This is a genomic window from Streptomyces sp. NPDC047525 (assembly GCF_040643025.1).
GTDB classification, from domain to species: Bacteria; Actinomycetota; Actinomycetes; order Streptomycetales; family Streptomycetaceae; genus Streptomyces; species Streptomyces durmitorensis.
On record NZ_JBEYTL010000002.1, the window covers coordinates 390384 to 408142 of the forward strand.

Sequence of the window (17759 nt, forward strand, 5' to 3'; positions counted from 1 at the left end):
AGGCGCGGGCGGCGCGGGAGAACTGCCGCTCAGGCGGAGCGCACTGGGTCGCCGACGCCGTGGACCGACGGAACCGGGGCGAGGTGGGGCCACAGCAGGGCGGCGGATCCCCAGGTGAGCCCGGCTCCGAAAGAGGTGAGCAGGACGCGCTGCCCGGTGTGGAGGCGGCTGTTTCCGGCTGCGTCGGCCAGCGCCAGCGGAATGGAGGCGGCCCCGGTGTTGCCGACGCGGTCGATGTTCGCGATCTGCCGGCCGGCGGGCAGGGGGATGCGGTCGGCCACGGCGCTCAGGATGCGCGCGTTGGCCTGGTGCGCCACGAACCGGTCGACGTCGTCCACGGACCAGCCGACGTTCTTGAGCAGCACCTGTGAGGAGTGCGTCATGCGGGTGACGGCGTGTTGGAACACGTCACGTCCTCGCATCCGGAAGTGCAGGTCCGCCGGGGTGTAGCGGTCGGGCGCCGAGCGGGCGAGCGCGCCACCGCCCGGCACTTCGATCAGGTCGTGGCCTGTGCCGTCACTGCCCAGGTCGAAGCCGAGGATGCTGCCCGGCTCACCGTGCTCGCCACGGCGCAGCACCACCGCACCCGCGCCGTCCGCGAAAACGACGCCGGCACCACGGTCGTCCGGGGCGATCAGTGTCGAGTACACCTCGGCCGCGACGACCAGGACCCGGTGGGCGATTCCCGCCCCGATCACTCCTGCGGCGGTGGCGAGCGCGTAGACGAATCCGCTGCACGCGGCGGCCACGTCCCAGGCCGCGACCTGGCCGAGGCCGAGCCGGTGCGCCAGTTGCGGCGCCATGGCGGGCATCGGCCGGTCGGGGGTGGACGTGGCCACGATGACCGCGTCGACGGGGTGGGGGGTGACCGTGTCGAGCCCGTCGGGCGGCGCGGCGGCGGCCACATCGAGCGCGCGGACCGCGGCCTGGAGTGCGAGGTCCCCGGTCGACACCCCGGGGGCGACCCAGTGGCGCATTCCGATGCCGGTGCGACGGCGCACCCAGGCGTCGTCGGTCCCCCAGGCGGCGGGCAGCTCGTGGTTGCTCACCGCCCGCGGCGGCACGACGCCCGCGAGGCCCTCGAGCACAGCCGTTCGCCGGCTCCGCCAAGGGGCATCGCCGAGCCTCAACTCGCCTGCGGAGCACAAGAGTTCGCCAGACACCCACACCTCACCCGGGATCGCGTCCTGCTGGAATCGGCATGACCTTATGGGCGCAAAGGATCTTGGCGAGAATGGCGTGGTCTTCGAACGAAAGACCTATGCGTGGGAATCGCCGATGATTGCGCAGCTCACACGGGCCGATGCAGGAACGTTACGGCCGCTGCGCCGAACGGGAGTCACGCCAAGGGGTGAAGATTTGCCGCTATTGCGGTGCAGGCGTGACGCCGGGGGCAGCGGCGATGGAGGGGGGTGGAGTCACCTGGGCCAGTCTCGTCCCGGTCAGTCAACGACCCGCCCGGTCGGCGATGTCGATGTCGGCACCGGGATGTTGTTGAACGTGTTGAATTCGGCGGGCGGAACGTCGGCGCCCGCCTGTGGCAAGCCGCCGTGACCAGCAGGGCGCCCGCGGGCGGCGTCTGCCTCGGTGGCGCTCGGCCGGGACGAACCGTGCACGGCAAGGAGCTGCGCGACAAGCAAGGGATCGTTCATGTCTCCATGCTCGGCGACGCGTTCGGCACGCGCATGTCGTGCGGTCGCACGGCGCGCCGCTCAAGCCGGTTGCGCCGAGCGGATGCGGGCGATCTCCTTGGCGGCCCTGACCGAAGCGATGGTGGCGTTCATCTCCGCCGCGGCATCCGCGGCCGCGGACATCGCCTCGCTGTGGCCCTCGGCGTGGTGCAGCCAGCCTCTGGCGAGCAGGGTCAACAAGACCGCGCGCGCTTCCTGCACGGGCCGCGCTTCGAGCGATGCGGTGAGCGCCGCATGGGCCTCACGCGGCTCACCGAGGCGATGCAGCACGGCGGCCTGCTGATAGTGCAGGGCCGCCGCCGAATAGACCGCGAAGGGATCCTCGGCGTCGGCGTGGTGCGGCAGTAACCGGGACGCGGTCTCCAGCCAGTTCAGTGCGGCCGGCCGCTCCCCGGTCGCCGCGCTCACCCGGGCCGCCTGCGCGGCGACGTACGCACGCACCGGGCTCGACGTGTGGCGGGAGACCTCCAGGGCGCGGTTCAGATATCCCGTCGCGAGGGCGGTCTCGCCCTGCAGCAGGGCGCTCTCGCTCAACTGCCGCAGTGCGATGGCCTGGACGGCCCTGTCCTCGGCATGGTCGGCGAGCGCTTCGGCGGCGGTCAGCGCACCCTGCGCCTCCTGGGTGCGGCACGCGTCGGCGTAACTGCCGGCCAGGAGGACGGCGGTGCGTGCGACGTGCACAAGGCCCGCCCTCGACTCCGCCCCCATGAACGGGGCGCCGCCCCCGGGGCCGAAGGCGGACTGCAGGTAGGCGAGCAGCACCGGCCCGGTGTGCCTCCCGCCCAGAGCCGCCGTCTGCCCCACGAAGAACCGCTCGGCCCCTCGCCACACCTGCTCGTGCCAGGCGGGATGGTTCCGCTCTTCGCTGTCGGGGCGGGGGCGCTGTTCGGGTACGCGGGTACGGGGTGCCCCGTCGCCACTGCCGGGCTCCTGGCCGCTGTTGGCATCGAGGCCGGGGATGGCGGCGATGAGTGCGGCCGCGCCTTTGAGCGCCGGTGCCCGGCTGTCGGCGAACCCCAGCTCCGCCGGCGTGATCAGACGCCCGAGCCGTTGCGTGAAGAGCCCGCACAGCAGCTCGGGCACCGGGCTGCGAGGGCGGGAGCCGCGCACCCAGTGCGCCACCGTCGTCCGGTCGTAGGTGGTTCCCAGATCGCGTCGGCACGCGTCCGTGTTGACGCGGCGGGCCAGCGCTTCGTACGTCCAGCCCGCTTCCCGGATCAGGCTCAGCAGGGAATCGTTGGGCGTGGTCATGGCCTCACTCCGTCACTTCGAGGGCGGGGGAGCGGGAGGAACCTCTCCCTGCTCCATGAACCTCTCCCCGGCCCAACGGGCCCGTCGGCGTACGGTTTCGCGCGTCCCGGATCCCTGCACGACAGTTCCACGACCGTGGTCGAGGGCAGCGGCACCGGACCGCCTGGCCGGCGACCGCTGCCCGGAAGTACGGGCGTGTGAGGTGAACCACAGTGATCATGTGTGGGCCCGAAACGGTCAGAAGACGGAGCGCGAGCAGAGCGAAACGGGCATGGACGCCCTGTGGTGCTCCACCACTCGGACACGGAGTGTGGTGCGTCAGATACTCAGGAGTCAGATGTCGCGGTCGCGAACTGCGGCGATTGATGCCAGGTGGTGGAGGCATCAGGCATTCGCGGTGGCATATACATGGGCGCGTTTACCGCACCGGGTAAGGCGCTTCGAGCGCCACTCGAGAAGTGTGGTTCTGCTTCCGCTTGCCACATAAAGAGAGTCTGGTGCGGGCTACACCCGCTCGGATACTGTTGGCCAGGCGAGGGGTCAGGGGTATCGCGTTTGATCCGGCCGTGCATCCCTCGTCCGCAGACTGAACCGGTCTTCTCGGAGCGCCGCTCCTGTGGTCCTCCGTATCGATCCCGGCGACTGTTCGGGGCCTATATGTAGGGGGGATGAGCATGGGCGGGTCACGAAGCAAGGCCCGGCACTCGCAGGCGTGTCGCCTTGTCCGGCGTGTGAACACCAGGAGTGCTCTTCCTGCACTCAAACGCAATTCACTGTGTTTCTGAACGGGTTATGTCGCACTGCATCTCTCGACTGATGCGTGGCGAACCCTGACCATCGCGGAATTCGATCCCGGCCGGTCCTTGCGGAGACGGCCGGGGGTTTGTGCGCCGCTCTCCCGTGCGCCCCGCAGTCGTATCCGCACCCGTCCCCCCACCGCAGTAGCCCACCGCTCGGCCAATGGAGTCTTGAGTGGTGTGACAGGCGTCGCCCCTGCGGGACGACGCGACCACCCCCCCCTCGTGGCCAGGGCTTCCCTGGTCCCTTCCGCACCCTGGCTCCGGCTCCGGGTGTACCGCCGGTGTTCCCGTGCAGGCCCACGAGCTACCACGGCGCGGTCAACGAGCTGGTTCCGGCCCCCTATTCATTCGGTGCTTCCGCGTGGCCATGCATGGGGGGCTTGATTTTAACGGGATCCGTATGGCCGGATCGTGACGTCGGAATGGCGGGTTATTGATGAACGGGCGCTGCGGCAATTCCGTCCGCCCGCATGCGAGCCTCCCCTGCGCGATGGGGCAAAAGGCGCTGCACGATAGGGCAGGAGCCGCTCGGCGACAGGGCGGCAGGCGGGCCCGCCGCTCTCCTGGGTGCGCCGATAGCCAGGTAAATTTTGGAAGTCCGTACGGTAAATCGCGCGAGTGGGCGGGGCTCTGACAGGCGCTTACGCGAGCCCTACGAGCGTTTTCCGCCTGTGACAGACCGAAAATAGACCGCAGTTGACAATTTCTGGATATCTGGCTTTGACTTGCGCTCGTTGTCGCGGCGAAGTGGCCGAGAAAGTATCGAGCCCATTCAGGCCAACCATGCATGTATCCAGTTCCAGTGGATGACCGACGAAGGCAGAGGCTGCCATGCGCTTATCAGAAGGGCTGCACACCGGCACTGTCGCCGTCATTGGGGTCGCGTCCGCGGCACCGGTGCGGGCGGAGCGCGATCACGGTGTCCTTGTCGAGCTGACCGGTGTGCCGCTGCCCACGGGCCGGACGGACGAACTGGAGTCGGCGTGGACGGCCTGCGAGGACGCGGGCATCGGCGCGGACGACCGGGCCGGCGTCGGTGTCCACCTGGCCGCCGCCGGCACCGAGGGCTCCGACGATGCGGCCGAGTTGGCACGCGTGCTCGGCTTGCACGGCCCCTGCCGGACCGGACACGACCCTCTCGCCGATGCCGTCGCCGCCGTGCGTTCCGGTGAGTGCGACCTGGCGCTGGTCGGGACGGACGGTGCTTTCGCCGTGCTCACCCGTGGGGACAGCGCACGGATCGCGACCTTCGCCTACCGCCTCGACACCGACCACGCATGGTCCGACGGCGTTCCCGCGCTGGTCGAGGCCGCGTTGCGCTCGGGCAGGACCGAGCCCGGCCGCGACGCACCGGACGGGCCCGCCGTCCCGATCACCGTGTCGGCGCACAGCCAGGACGCGCTGCGGGCGCGGGCCGCTGATCTGCACTCGCTGATCGAGGCCCAGCCGGCCCTGCCGCTCGTCGACCTCGCCTTCTCGCTCGCCACCACTCGCCCCGCTCTCGCCCGGCGCGCCGTGCTGGTCGGCGGGGACCGCACCCGGCTCGCCGAGGAGCTGCTCGCCGTCAGCGAGGGGCGAATACCGGTGCCGGGGCTCGCGGCCGGAGGACCGGCGCGAGCCGCGGCAGACGACGTCGCCTTTGTGTTCCCCGGTCACGGGCCGCAGTGGCTGGGCATGGCCGACGAACTCCTCGCCACGTCGCCGGTGTTCGCCGAGCAACTGCATGCCTGTGCGGAAGCCCTCACGCCGTTCGTGGACTGGCCCGTCCTTGACGTGCTGCGCGGCAAGACGGACACGCCTTCCCTCGACCGGCCGGACGTGGCCCAGCCCGCGCTCTGGGCGATGATGGTGTCCCTGTCCGCGCTGTGGCGCTCCTGGGGTGTGCGGCCCGGTGCCGTGATCGGCTCCAGCGTCGGCGAGATCCCGGCCGCGACGGTCGCGGGCGCACTGTCCGTCGAGGACGGCGCGCGGGCCGTGGCCCTGTTCAGCCAAGCGCAGGTGCACCTGCTCGAACGCGGCGTGATGTTGTCCGTACTGGCATCAGCCGACGAGGTACGTGAGCGGCTCACCCGGTACGAGGGGCTCGACCTCGCCGCCGTGCACGCGCCCACGTCGGTCCTGGTCTCCGGCGACGAGGACGCGGCCAGCCAACTCCTCGCCGACCTGGCCGCGGACGGCATCAGGGCCAGAGGCATCGCGATCCGTCTCGCGGCCCACGGCCGTCAGGTCGACTCCGTGCTCGACATGCTGCGCGCCGACCTCAGCCCCATCACGCCCCGCCCGACGGACGTGCCGATCTACACGGCCACCACGGGCGCGAGGGTCGACCCGCTCACGCTCACCGCGGACCACTGGTGCCGCAACGTGCGCGGCACCGCTGACTTCCAGAGCGCCACACGCGCCGTCCTGGCCGCCGGGCACCGACTGCTGCTCGAGCCGAGCCCCCACCCCGTGCTCACCCGGGCCGTGCAGGAGACCGCCGAGGACGCCGCCGTGGAGGCCGCCGTCGTCGGCACGCTGCGCAGGGACCGTGGCGGCGCCGACCAGATGACCGCCGCGCTCGCCGAACTGCACGCGCACGGCGTACTCCCCGACTGGGACGCGGTGTTCGCGGGCCGGGACGCACGCGCGGTGCCGCTCCCCGCCTACCCGCTGCACGCGGAGCCCGGGGCCGTCCCCGCCCCGTCCTTCGACGACCGGCTCGCGGACGCCGCCGACCGCACCGACTTCCTGCTCGACCTGGTCCGCGCGCAGGTGGCCGCCGTCGTCGGGAACACCGGACCCGCCCCCGACGCGGACGCGCCGCTCCTCGAACTGGGCGTCGACTCGGCGGGCGCGGTGCGACTGCGCAACCTGCTGAACGCGGCCACCGGCCTGAACCTGCCGGTGTCAGCGGTGTTCGACACCCCGACGTGCCGTGGCCTCGCCGAGCGCATCGACAGGGTCCTGCTCGGCACACCGGCCGACGACGACCAACTGCCGGCCTTCGCGGTGGCCGGGGACGACGAACCGATCGCCGTCGTCGCGATGAGCTGCCGCCTGCCCGGCGGAGTGCGCAGCCCCGAGGACCTGTGGGAGCTGCTGTCCACCGGCGGCGACGGCATCACCGCGTTCCCCACCGACCGGGGCTGGGACCTGGACGGGCGCTACGACGAGGACGCCGAGCGGGCCGGTGGCTACTACCAGCGCGAGGCCGGATTCCTGCACGACGTCGACCAGTTCGACCCCGAGTTCTTCGGGATCTCGCCGCGCGAGGCCCTTGCGATGGACCCGCAGCAGCGGCTGCTCCTCGAGATCGGCTGGGAGGCGATCGAGCGCGCGGGCATCGAGCCGACAGGGCTGAGGGGCAGTCAGGCCGGCGTGTTCGTGGGCGCGATGACGATGGACTACGGGCCGAGGCTGCACGAGGCCCCCGCCGACCTCGAGGGCTATCTGCTCACCGGCAACACCGCGAGCGTCGCGTCCGGCAGGCTCTCGTACTCGTTCGGGTTCAACGGACCCGCCGTCACCCTCGACACGGCATGCTCCTCGTCGCTGGCCGCCCTGCACCTGGCCGTGCAGTCGCTGCGGCGCGGCGAGTGCCCCCTCGCCCTCGCGGGCGGCGTCACGGTCATGCCCTCGCCGGGCATGTTCGTGGAGTTCAGCAGGCAGCGCGCGCTTGCCCCCGACGGGCGCTGCAAGGCGTTCTCGGCGAGTGCCGACGGGTTCGGCCTCGCCGAGGGCGCCACCATGGTGCTTCTGGAGCGGCTCTCGGACGCGCGCCGCAACGGACACCCCGTACTCGCGCTGATCAAGGGCACCGCGATCAACCAGGACGGCGCGTCCAACGGCCTCACCGCCCCCAGCGGCCCCGCGCAGCGCAGGGTCATCCGGCAGGCGCTCGCCGACGCGGGCGTCACCGCCGCCGAGGTCGACGCCGTAGAGGCGCACGGCACCGGCACCCGCCTCGGCGACCCGATCGAGGCGGACGCCCTTCTTGCCACCTACGGCCGTGAGCGCCCCGCCGACCGGCCGCTGCTGCTCGGCTCGGTGAAGTCCAACATCGGCCACACGCAGGCGGCCTCCGGCGTCGCGGGCCTGATCAAGATGGTGCTCGCGCTGCGGCACGGCGTACTGCCCCAGAGCCTGCACATCACCGAGCCCACCCCGCACGTGGACTGGGCATCGGGCGCCGTGTCGCTGGTCACCGAGACCACGCCGTGGCCCGAGGCCGGGCGCCCCCGTCGGGCCGCCGTGTCCTCGTTCGGCATCAGCGGCACCAACGCCCACGCCGTCCTTGAACAGGCGCCCGAAGAGACCCCGATCGACCCGCTGCCGACCTCCGGACCGGTCCCGCTGGTGTTCTCCGCGCGCACGGAGGACGCCCTGCGCGCCCACGCCGCTCAACTCGCCACCGCAGCAGAGGCGCTTGCGCCGGCCGACGTGGCGGATGCCCTGCTGTCCCGCGCGGTGTTCGATCACCGGGCGGTGGTGGTCTCGGGCGGTTCCGACGCGTTGGCGGCGGTGGCCGCGGGCTCTGAGTCCACCCGCGTGGCGATAGGTGTCGCGCTGCCTGCGGGCAAGGTGGCGTTCGTCTTCCCGGGCCAGGGCTCGCAGTGGCTCGGCATGGGCGCGGAACTGGCGGAGTCCTCGCCGGTGTTCCGCGCTTCCCTCGACGCGTGTGCTGATGCGCTTGCTCCGTATGTGGACTGGTCGTTGCATGAGGTGCTGGCTGATGGCGCCGAGTTGGAGCGGGTGGACGTTGTTCAGCCCGCGTTGTTCGCGGTGATGGTGTCGTTGGCCGCGCTGTGGCGTTCGTACGGTGTGGAGCCGGACGCGGTGGTGGGGCACAGCCAGGGCGAGATCGCCGCCGCGCATGTGGCGGGGGCGCTGTCGCTGGCGGATGCGGCCAAGGTGGTCGCGTTGCGCAGCAAGGCGATCCTGGCCCTTTCGGGTCAGGGCGGCATGGTGTCGCTCGCTGTGACGGCCGATGCCGCGCGGGAGCGGATCGCGCGCTGGGACGGACGGATCTCGCTCGCCGCGGTCAACGGCCCGGGTTCGGTCGTCGTGGCGGGTGACGCCGACGCACTGGACGAGTTGATGGAATCCTGCGCCGCCGAAGACGTGCGCGCCCGTCGTGTCCCCGTCGACTACGCGTCCCACTCACCGCACGTGGAGCGCATCCAGGAAGAACTGGCCGCCGTGCTGGCCGGGGTCGAGCCGGTGCCCGCGAGTGTGCCGATGCTGTCCACGGTGACGGGGGAGTGGCTGACCGGGACCGAGGTCGGCGCCGAGTACTGGTACCAGAACCTGCGGAACACCGTCCGGTTCGAAGAGGCCACGCGCGGTCTGCTCGACCGGGGCATCGGGGCGTTCGTCGAGTGCAGCCCGCACCCCGTCCTCACCTTCGGGGTGCGCGAGACGCTCGACGCGACCGGCGCTGACGCCGTCGTCGTGGGCACGCTGCGCCGGACCGACGGCGGCCTCGACCGGTTCCTGCTCTCCGCCGCAGAGGCGTACGTGGAGGGCCTGCCGTTCGACTGGCGTGCCGTGGTGCCCGCGGGGCGGCCTGTCGACCTGCCCACCTACCCCTTCCAGCGCAGGCGGTTCTGGCTCGACGAGACCGCCCGCCCGTCCACGGCGGGCGATCCCGCCCTCGAGGAATTCTGGTCCTCGGTGGAGCGGGGCGACCTCGCCACGACGCTGGACGTGCCCGCCGACGCGCCGCTCTCCGACGTGCTGGCAAGCCTGGGCGACTGGCGCCGACGCAGGCAGGAGCGCTCCACCGTCGACGCCTGGCGCTACCGGGTCACTTGGCAGGCGCTCGGCACCGCCGCCACCCCGGCCCTGTCCGGGACCTGGCTCGTGATCGGCTCGCTGTCCGAGGCGGAGCACCCGTGGCATGCGGCGGCGGTCGACGCCCTGCGCGCCCACGGCGCCGACGTCCTGGAGGTCGAAGGATCGGCGGAGGCGCTGCGCGCCGTGGACTTCGTACCCAGCGGTGTGCTCTCCCTCCTGGCCTTCGACGAACGGCCCGACCCCGCGGCGCCGACCGTCCCGAGGGGACTGTCCGGCACGCTGGAACTGGTACGGGCACTCGGTGACGCCGGGATCGGCGCACCGCTGTGGATGGCGACGACGGGCGCGGTGTCCGTCGGCCGGTCCGACCCGCTGACCCACCCGACGCAGAGCCAGGTGTGGGGACTTGGCCTCGCCGTCGGCCTGGAACAGCCGGGCCGCTGGGGCGGCATCGTCGACCTGCCCGTGACCCCCGACGCCAGGACCGCCACGCGGCTCGCCGCCGCTCTGGCCGGACTCGCGGACGAGGACCAACTGGCCATCCGTGCCTCCGGGTTGTCGGCGCGACGGCTGACCCCCGCCCCCGCACCGGCGACGGCACCCGCCTGGCGCGCCACGGGCACCGTACTGATCACCGGCGGCACCGGCGCCATCGGCGGCCACGTGGCCCGCTGGCTCGCGGGCAACGGCGCCGAGCACATCGTGCTGACGAGCCGCAGGGGCGCCGACGCCCCCGGCGCGCAGGAGCTGGCGGCCGAGCTGACCGGACTCGGCGTCCGGACCACCGTCGCCGCCTGTGACGCCGCCGACCGTGCCGCGCTCGCCGACCTGTTCGCCCGGCTCGACGCCGAAGGCACCCCGATCCGCTCGGTCTTCCACGCGGCGGGCACCGTCCCGTCCCTGCCGCTGGCCGACACGGAGACCTCGGACCTCGCGTACGCCCTGGAGGCGAAGGCCGTCGGCGCGGCCCACCTCGACGAGCTGTGCGCAGGACGCGATCTCGACGCGTTCGTGCTGTTCTCCTCCGGGTCCGCGGTGTGGGGCAGCGGCGAACTGGGTGCGTACGGCGCCGCCAACGCCTTCCTCGACGGCCTCGCGCAGCGCCGCCACGCCGAAGGCCTGCCCGCCACCTCGGTCTCCTGGGGCATGTGGGCCGGCGGTGGCATGGTGACCGGAGACCTCGACGACCAGCTGCGCCGCAGGGGCATGCGTCCCATGCGGCCGGAACTCGCGGTCAGCGCGCTCGCCGCCGCCCTCACGGCGGGCGAGACGACCGTGACGGTCGCGGACGTCGACTGGGCTCGCTTCACCCCCGGCTTCACGGCGGCCCGTTCGCGCCCCCTGATCAGCGAGATACCCGACGTCGTCGCGCTTGCCGCGCAGGACGCGGTGGAACAGCCGGCCTCCGGCGGTGCGCTCGCCGACCGCCTGACCGGGCTCGCCGAGGCCGACCAGCACCGGCTCCTGCTCGACCTGGTCCGCGGTCACGCGGCGACGGTGCTCGGCCACGAAGGACCCGACACCGTCACGCCGGACCGGGCCTTCCGCGAACTGGGCTTCGACTCCCTCACCGCCATCGAGCTCCGCAAGCGCCTGAACTCCGCCACCGGCGTACGGCTGCCCGCGACCGTCGTCTTCGACCACCCGACGCCGGACGCGCTGGCCGACCACCTGTACTCCGTGGTCCTCGGCGAGCGGCAGAGCACCGCCCCGGTCCCGGCCGCCGCCCGCGCCGCCGACGATCCGATCGCGGTGGTGGCGATGAGCTGCCGCTTCCCCGGCGGCGTACGCGGCCCCGAGGACCTGTGGTCGCTCGTCCTGGGTGGACACGACGCCGTCGGGCCGTTCCCCGACGACCGGGGCTGGGACCCCGACCGGCTGTACCCGGCCGACGCGGAGGAGCAGGGCCGCAGCCGTACGTTCGAGGGCGCCTTCATGGACGACGCGGGAGGGTTCGACGCGGGCTTCTTCGGCATCGCCCCGCGCGAGGCCCTCGCGATGGACCCGCAGCAGCGGCAGGTGCTCGAACTGGCCTGGGAGGCCTTCGAGCGGGCGGGCATCGACCCGGCCTCCGTACGCGACAGCCTCACCGGCGTGTTCGTCGGCGCCTCGCCGCAGAGCTACGCGGGCACCCTGGAACAGGCCACGCCCGAGATGGACGGCTACCGGCTCACCGGCGACGCGCTGAGCGTCGTGTCCGGCCGCATCGCCTACTCGCTCGGCCTGCGCGGTCCCGCCGTCACCGTGGACACCGCGTGCTCGTCCTCGCTGGTCGCCCTGCACCTCGCGGTGCAGGCGCTGCGGTCGGGGGAGTGCTCGATGGCCCTGGCGGGCGGCACGGCGATCATGGTGACGCCGACGCCCTTCGCCGAGTTCAGCCTCCAGGGCGGCCTTGCCCCCGACGGCCGGTGCAAGCCCTTCGCCGATGCCGCCGACGGCGTCGGCTGGGGCGAGGGCGCGGGCCTGATCCTCCTCGAACGGCTCTCCGACGCACGGGCCAACGGCCACGAAGTACTCGCCGTCGTCCGGGGTTCCGCCACCAACCAGGACGGCGCGTCGAACGGCCTCTCCGCGCCGAACGGCCCCGCGCAGCAGCAGGTCATCCGCGCGGCGCTCGCGAACGCGGGCCTGTCCACCGCGGACGTGGACGCCGTCGAGGGCCACGGCACGGGCACCAAGCTGGGCGACCCCATCGAGGCACAGGCGCTCCTCGCCACGTACGGCCAGGACCGTCCCGCCGACCGGCCGCTGCTCCTGGGCGCCCTGAAGTCCAACATCGGCCACACCCAGGCGGCTTCGGGCATCGCGGGCGTCATCAAGATGGTGCAGGCGATGCGGCACGGTGTACTGCCGCGCACCCTCCACCTCGACCGCCCCTCCGACCACGTGGACTGGACGACCGGCGCCGTGGAACTCCTCGCCGATCAGCGGCTGTGGCCCGAGGCCGGCCGGCCGAGGCGCGCAGCGGTCTCCGCGTTCGGCGTCAGCGGCACCAACGGCCACGTCATCCTCGAACAGGGCGAACCCGCCCCCGCGGCCCCTACCCCGGCCCCCGCCGAGGAGCCCGAGGGACGCACCCTCGGGTGGGCGCTGTCCGCCCGCGACACCGCCGCGCTGCGCGAGCAGGCCGTCCGTCTGGCGGCCACCGTGGACGCACGGCCCGAACTGTCGCCGGTGGACATCGCCGCGACACTCGCCACCGGGCGAGCCGCACTCGACCACCGCGCCGTCGTGCTCGGCACCGGCACACCCGAACTGCGCGCCGGTCTCGACGCGCTGGCCGAGGGCACCGACGCCCCGGGCGTGGTGCGCGGAGCCCCCGACGGCGGCAGGCTCGCCGTGCTGTTCTCCGGCCAGGGCTCCCAGCGCATCGGCATGGGCCGCGGCCTGTACGAGGCCCACCCCGCGTTCGCCGACGCGCTCGACGAGGCGTTCGCCCACCTCGACCCGCTCCTCGACGTGCCGCTGCGCGACGTGGTGTTCGGTGACGACCAGGCCCTGCTCGACCGCACCGAGTACGCACAGCCCGCGCTGTTCGCGGTCGAGGTCGCGCTGTACCGGCTGTGGGAGTCCTGGGGCCTCAAGCCCGACGCGCTCGCGGGACACTCGATCGGCGAACTGGCCGCCGCGCACGTGGCGGGCGTCTTCTCGCTGGCCGACGCCTGCACGATCGTCGCCGCCCGCGGCGCGCTCATGCAGGCGCTGCCCGCCGGAGGCGTCATGGTCGCCGTGCAGGCCACCGAGGCCGAGATCGCACCGGAGTGCTCCGAGCACGTCGGCATCGCCGCCATCAACGGCCCGGACTCACTGGTCCTTTCCGGCAGTGAACCCGAGGTGCGTGAGCTCGCCGACCGCCTCAAGGCGCAGGGGCGCAAGGTCACCGGACTGCGGGTCAGCCACGCGTTCCACTCACCGCTGATGGAGCCGATGCTCGCGGAGTTCCGCCGCGTCGTGGCGGGCGCGACCGCCCACCCGCCCATGCTGCCGATCGTCTCCACCCTCACCGGCGCACCGGTCGACGCCGAGGAACTCGCCGCACCGGACCACTGGGTCCAGCACGTGCGCCGGCCCGTACGGTTCGCCGACGGCGTCACCACCCTCGTCGCCCAGGGCGTGACGACGATGGTGGAGGTCGGACCCGGCAGCGTGCTCACCGCGATGGGCCAGGACAGCGCGCCCGCCGCCGTGTTCGTGCCCACGCTGCGCTCCGACAGGAGCGAACCCGACACGCTGGCCCTCGCCGCCGCGCAGCTCCACGTCCGGGGCGCACGCCTCGACCTGGCAGCCGCGCTCGGCGGCCGGGGCACACGCGTCGACCTGCCCACCTACGCCTTCCAGCACGACCGCTACTGGCTGACCGCGGCCGTCGCCCCCGCGGGCGACGGGGCGACGACGGCACTCGGAGTCGCCACCGGCGACCACCCGCTGCTGCGCGCCGCGGTCGCGCTGCCCGACTCCGACGGCGTCGTGTTCACCGGCAGGCTGTCCACGCGGACCCAGCCGTGGCTCGCCGACCACGGCGTCGGTGGCCAGGTGCTGTTCCCCGGCACCGGCTTCCTCGACCTCGCCCTGCACGCCGCGAGCCACTGCGGGCTCGACACCGTGGAGGAACTGACCCTGCACGCCCCGCTGGTCCTGCCCGAGCGCGGCGCCCGCGTCCTGCGGGTGACGGTCGGCGCGGAGACCGACGACAGGCGCGGCGTCCGGGTGCACTCACGCGCCGAGGACGCCGACCGGGACGCGCCCTGGACCGAACACGCCACCGGCACGCTCACCACGAGCGATGCCCCGGCGACCGAACTCGCCGTGTGGCCGCCGCAGGGCGCGACACCGATGGACGCCGACGACGTCTACGACCGCCTCACCGAACTCGGCTACGGCTACGGCCCGGTGTTCCGTGCGCTGCGCGCGGCCTGGCGCCTCGGCTCCGACGTGTACGTGGAGGTGTCCCTGCCCGACGGGACCGGAGGCGAGGGCTTCAGCGTGCACCCCGCCCTGCTCGACGCCGCCCTGCACGCGCCGGTGCTGCGCGCCCTGGAGGAGACGGGCGGCGGCCCCCGGCTGCCGTTCGCCTTCACCGGGGTGCGGCTGCACGCCGTCGGCGCCTCGACGCTGCGGGTGCGCTGGTCGCCCAAGGGGCAGGACGGGCAGGACGAGATGTCGCTGGCCGTCGCGGACCCGTCCGGCAGGCCCGTCGCGACCGTCGAGTCGCTCGTGATGCGACCGGTGGAGCTCCACAAGGACGCATCCCGTACCGCCGACGCCCTGTTCGCCCTGGAGTGGACGCCCGCCGACGGAGCGACAGGGGAGAGGTCGGTCAGGCTCGCCGTGCTCGACGCGCACTCCGTCGGCCCGGAGGGCCTCACCGCGGGCGACCTCGGCATCGACGTGCCGACCGTGCCCGACTTCGGCGCCCTCGACGTCGTGACCGACCTGCTCGCGCTCTGCCCCCGACCGACCGGCCCGGACGGGGCGGACGGGGCGGCGGCGCGGGACGCGGTCTCCTGGGCGCTGGAGCTGGCCCAGAACTGGATCGCCGACGAGCGGACGGCGGACACCCGCCTGGTGTTCGTGACCCGCGGCGCGGTCGACGACGAAACGCCCGACCCGGCGCAGGCCGCCGTGTGGGGACTCGTGCGGTCGGCGCAGACCGAGAACCCCGGCCGGTTCGCCCTGATCGACCTCGACGACGCCGAGGAGTCCGCCCTTGCACTGCCGGCCGCGCTGGCCACCGGTGAGCCCCAGTCGGCGGTGCGGGCCGGCCTGGTGACCGTGCCCCGGCTCGCCCGTGCCACCGCGGGCGACCTGCTCGCCCCGCCCGCCGAAGGACCGTGGCGCCTCGACGTCACGGCGCGCGGCTCGCTGGACGGCCTCGCCCTGGTACCGCACCCCGAGGCCACCGCACCCCTCGCGCCCGGCGACGTACGCATCGCCGTCCGCGCGGCGGGCCTGGACTTCCGGGATGTGCTTGCCGCCCTTGGCGCACACCACGACGAGGTCCGGCCGGCCAGCGAGATCGCGGGCGTGGTGACCGAGGTCGGCGCGGCGGTGACCGACCTGGCCGTGGGCCAGCGCGTGCTGGCCATGGCCACCAAGGGCTTCGGGTCGCTCGCGGTCGCCGACCGCAGGCTGGTCGCACCGGTGCCCGCCGGATGGTCCTTCGCACAAGCGGCATCCGTAGCGCCGGCGTTCCTCACGGCCTACCACGCCCTGCACGACCTGGCGGATCTGCGCCGGGGCGAGTCCGTCCTCGTGCACGACGCGGCGAGCGATGTCGGCATGGCGGCCGTGCAGCTCGCGCGGCACCGGGGCGCAAAGGTCTTCGCGACCGCGAGCCCCGCCGAGTGGGACGCCGTACGGGCGGCGGGCGTGCCCGAGGCGCACCTCGCGTCCTGCCTCGACACCGGCTTCGCGGCGCACTTCGCCGCCGAGACCGGCGGACGCGGCGTGGACGTGGTCCTGAACTCGCCGGTACGGGAGTTGGTGGACACCTCGCGGCAGCAGCCGGAGCCCACGGACGGCTCCCTGCGACTGCCGGAGTTCACCGACGACTCCCCGGCAATGCGGGAGTTCGTGCAGGCCTCCCTGGAACTGCTCTCCGACGGCGGGCGGTTCATCGAGCTGGGCAAGGGCGACGTGCCCGAACCCGACGACCTGCCGCCCGGCGTCAAGTACGCCACGTTCGACCAGACACAGCCGGACCCCGACCGCTTCCAGGACATGCTGGCCGAAGTGCTCGCGCTGTTCGCCGCAGGCGTCCTGAGCCCCCTGCCCGTACGGGCCCGGGACATCCGCCGCGCACCCGAGGCGCTGCGCCACCACAGCGAGAACCGGCACATGGGCAAGGTCGTCCTGACCGTGCCCGCCCCGCTCGACCCGGACCGCCCGGTCCTGGTCACCGGCGGCCTCGGCACGCTCGGCGCGCTGGTGGCCCGCCACCTGGTCGCCGACCGGGGCGCCCGCAACCTCGTCCTCGCGGGACGCAAGGGCCTTGCGACCGATGGCGCACAGGAACTGCGCGACGAACTGACGGCACTGGGCGCCCAGGTGTCCGTGGCGGCGTGCGACGTGGCCGACCGCGACGCGGTGGCCGCGCTCCTCGCTTCCCTCGACCGGCCGCTCGGCGCGGTCGTGCACGCCGCCGGAGTCGTCGACGACGGCGTCATCGAGTCACTGACGCCCGAGCGGGTCGACCGCGTCTTCGGCCCGAAGGTCGACGGCCTGCTGCACCTGCACGAACTGACCCGGGACGCCGACCTGTCCGCGTTCGTCGTGTTCTCCTCCGCGGCCGGGATCCTCGGCAGCGCGGGCCAGGCGAGCTACGCGGCAGCGAACGCGGCGCTCGACGCCCTCGTGCGCCGCCGCCAGGCGCTCGGCCTGCCCGGCGTCTCGCTGGCGTGGGGCATGTGGGCGGCAGCGAGCGGCATGACGGCGGGTCTTGACGCCGACGACCGGGCCCGGCTCGGCCGCTCCGGCATCCTCGAACTGCCCACCGAGGACGCCCTCGCGCTCTTCGACACCGCGGCGCAGGACGACCGCGCCGCACTCGTGCCGGTCCTCCTCGACACCGCGACACTGCGCGGACAGGCGGCGGACGGAACGCTGCCCCCGATGCTGCGAGGCCTGGTCCGCGCCCCCGCCCGCCGCGTCACGGCGGAGACGACCACCACGGGCGCGACGTTCACCGACACCATCGCGGGCCAGTCCGCCGCGGACCGCGAGCAGACGGTCCTCGACCTGGTCTGCGCGCAGGTCGCCGCGGTGCTCGGCCACGCGACGGGCACCCAGGTCGATCCCGGCCGTGGACTGCAGGACCTCGGGTTCGACTCACTGACCTCGGTGGAACTGCGCAACCGGCTCACCGCGGCCACCGGGCTCCGACTGCCGTCGACGCTCGTGTTCGACCACCCGTCGGCCGCCGCGATCACCCGGCACGTACTTACGCTGCTCCCGCGCACCGAGGACGAGCCGGAGACCGGCGTACTGGACCAACTCGACCAACTGGAAAGCGCGCTGCTCGCCCTCACCGACGACGGCACCGCCACCAAGGCGGACCTGCGGCTGCGGGCCCTGCTCGCCAAGTGGAGCGACGCGCGGGCCGACGACGTCGACGAGGACGCCGAGTCCGACCTCACATCGGCCACCGACGACGAACTCTTCGGCTACCTCGACGACGAACTCGAGACCTCGTGACCGAGTCGGACCGCAACGATCTCCCCCGCACCGCTGTAAGGAGCAC

The 17759-nt window shown here is 73.3% G+C and carries 4 protein-coding genes; 1 reads left to right on the plus strand and 3 read right to left on the minus strand.

Annotation, left to right across the window (positions count from 1 at the left end; all coding sequences use genetic code 11):
• Positions 1–29: 29 nt before the first annotated feature.
• From ABZ833_RS07055 to ABZ833_RS07065, 3 genes are all read right to left on the minus strand, one after another.
• Positions 30–1088: a beta-ketoacyl-ACP synthase III gene (locus ABZ833_RS07055; RefSeq protein WP_361042190.1), complete on the minus strand. Its 1059-nt coding sequence runs from the start codon at positions 1086–1088 to the stop codon at positions 30–32.
• A gap of 354 nt (positions 1089–1442) precedes the next feature.
• The gene (locus tag ABZ833_RS07060) at positions 1443–1652 is read right to left on the minus strand and encodes a hypothetical protein (RefSeq protein ID WP_361042193.1); all 210 of its coding nucleotides are present in this window, start codon (positions 1650–1652) and stop codon (positions 1443–1445) included.
• A 60-nt stretch (positions 1653–1712) separates the two neighbouring features.
• Positions 1713–2942, minus strand: coding sequence for a hypothetical protein (locus ABZ833_RS07065; RefSeq protein WP_361042195.1), 1230 nt, complete (start codon positions 2940–2942; stop codon positions 1713–1715).
• A gap of 1631 nt (positions 2943–4573) precedes the next feature.
• On the opposite strand from ABZ833_RS07065, the gene ABZ833_RS07070 reads away from it, so the two are divergent.
• Entirely contained in the window at positions 4574–17713 is a 13140-nt protein-coding gene (locus ABZ833_RS07070; protein WP_361042197.1) for a type I polyketide synthase, read from the plus strand.
• Positions 17714–17759: the final 46 nt, after the last annotated feature.

Excerpts from the sequence above, each read along its gene's own strand:
- ABZ833_RS07060 (WP_361042193.1), bottom strand. The coding sequence starts at position 1,652 with ATGAACGATCCCTTGCTTGTCGCGCAGCTCCTTGCCGTGCACGGTTCG.
- ABZ833_RS07070 (WP_361042197.1), top strand. The coding sequence starts at position 4,574 with ATGCGCTTATCAGAAGGGCTGCACACCGGCACTGTCGCCGTCATTGGG.
- ABZ833_RS07065 (WP_361042195.1), bottom strand. The coding sequence starts at position 2,942 with ATGACCACGCCCAACGATTCCCTGCTGAGCCTGATCCGGGAAGCGGGC.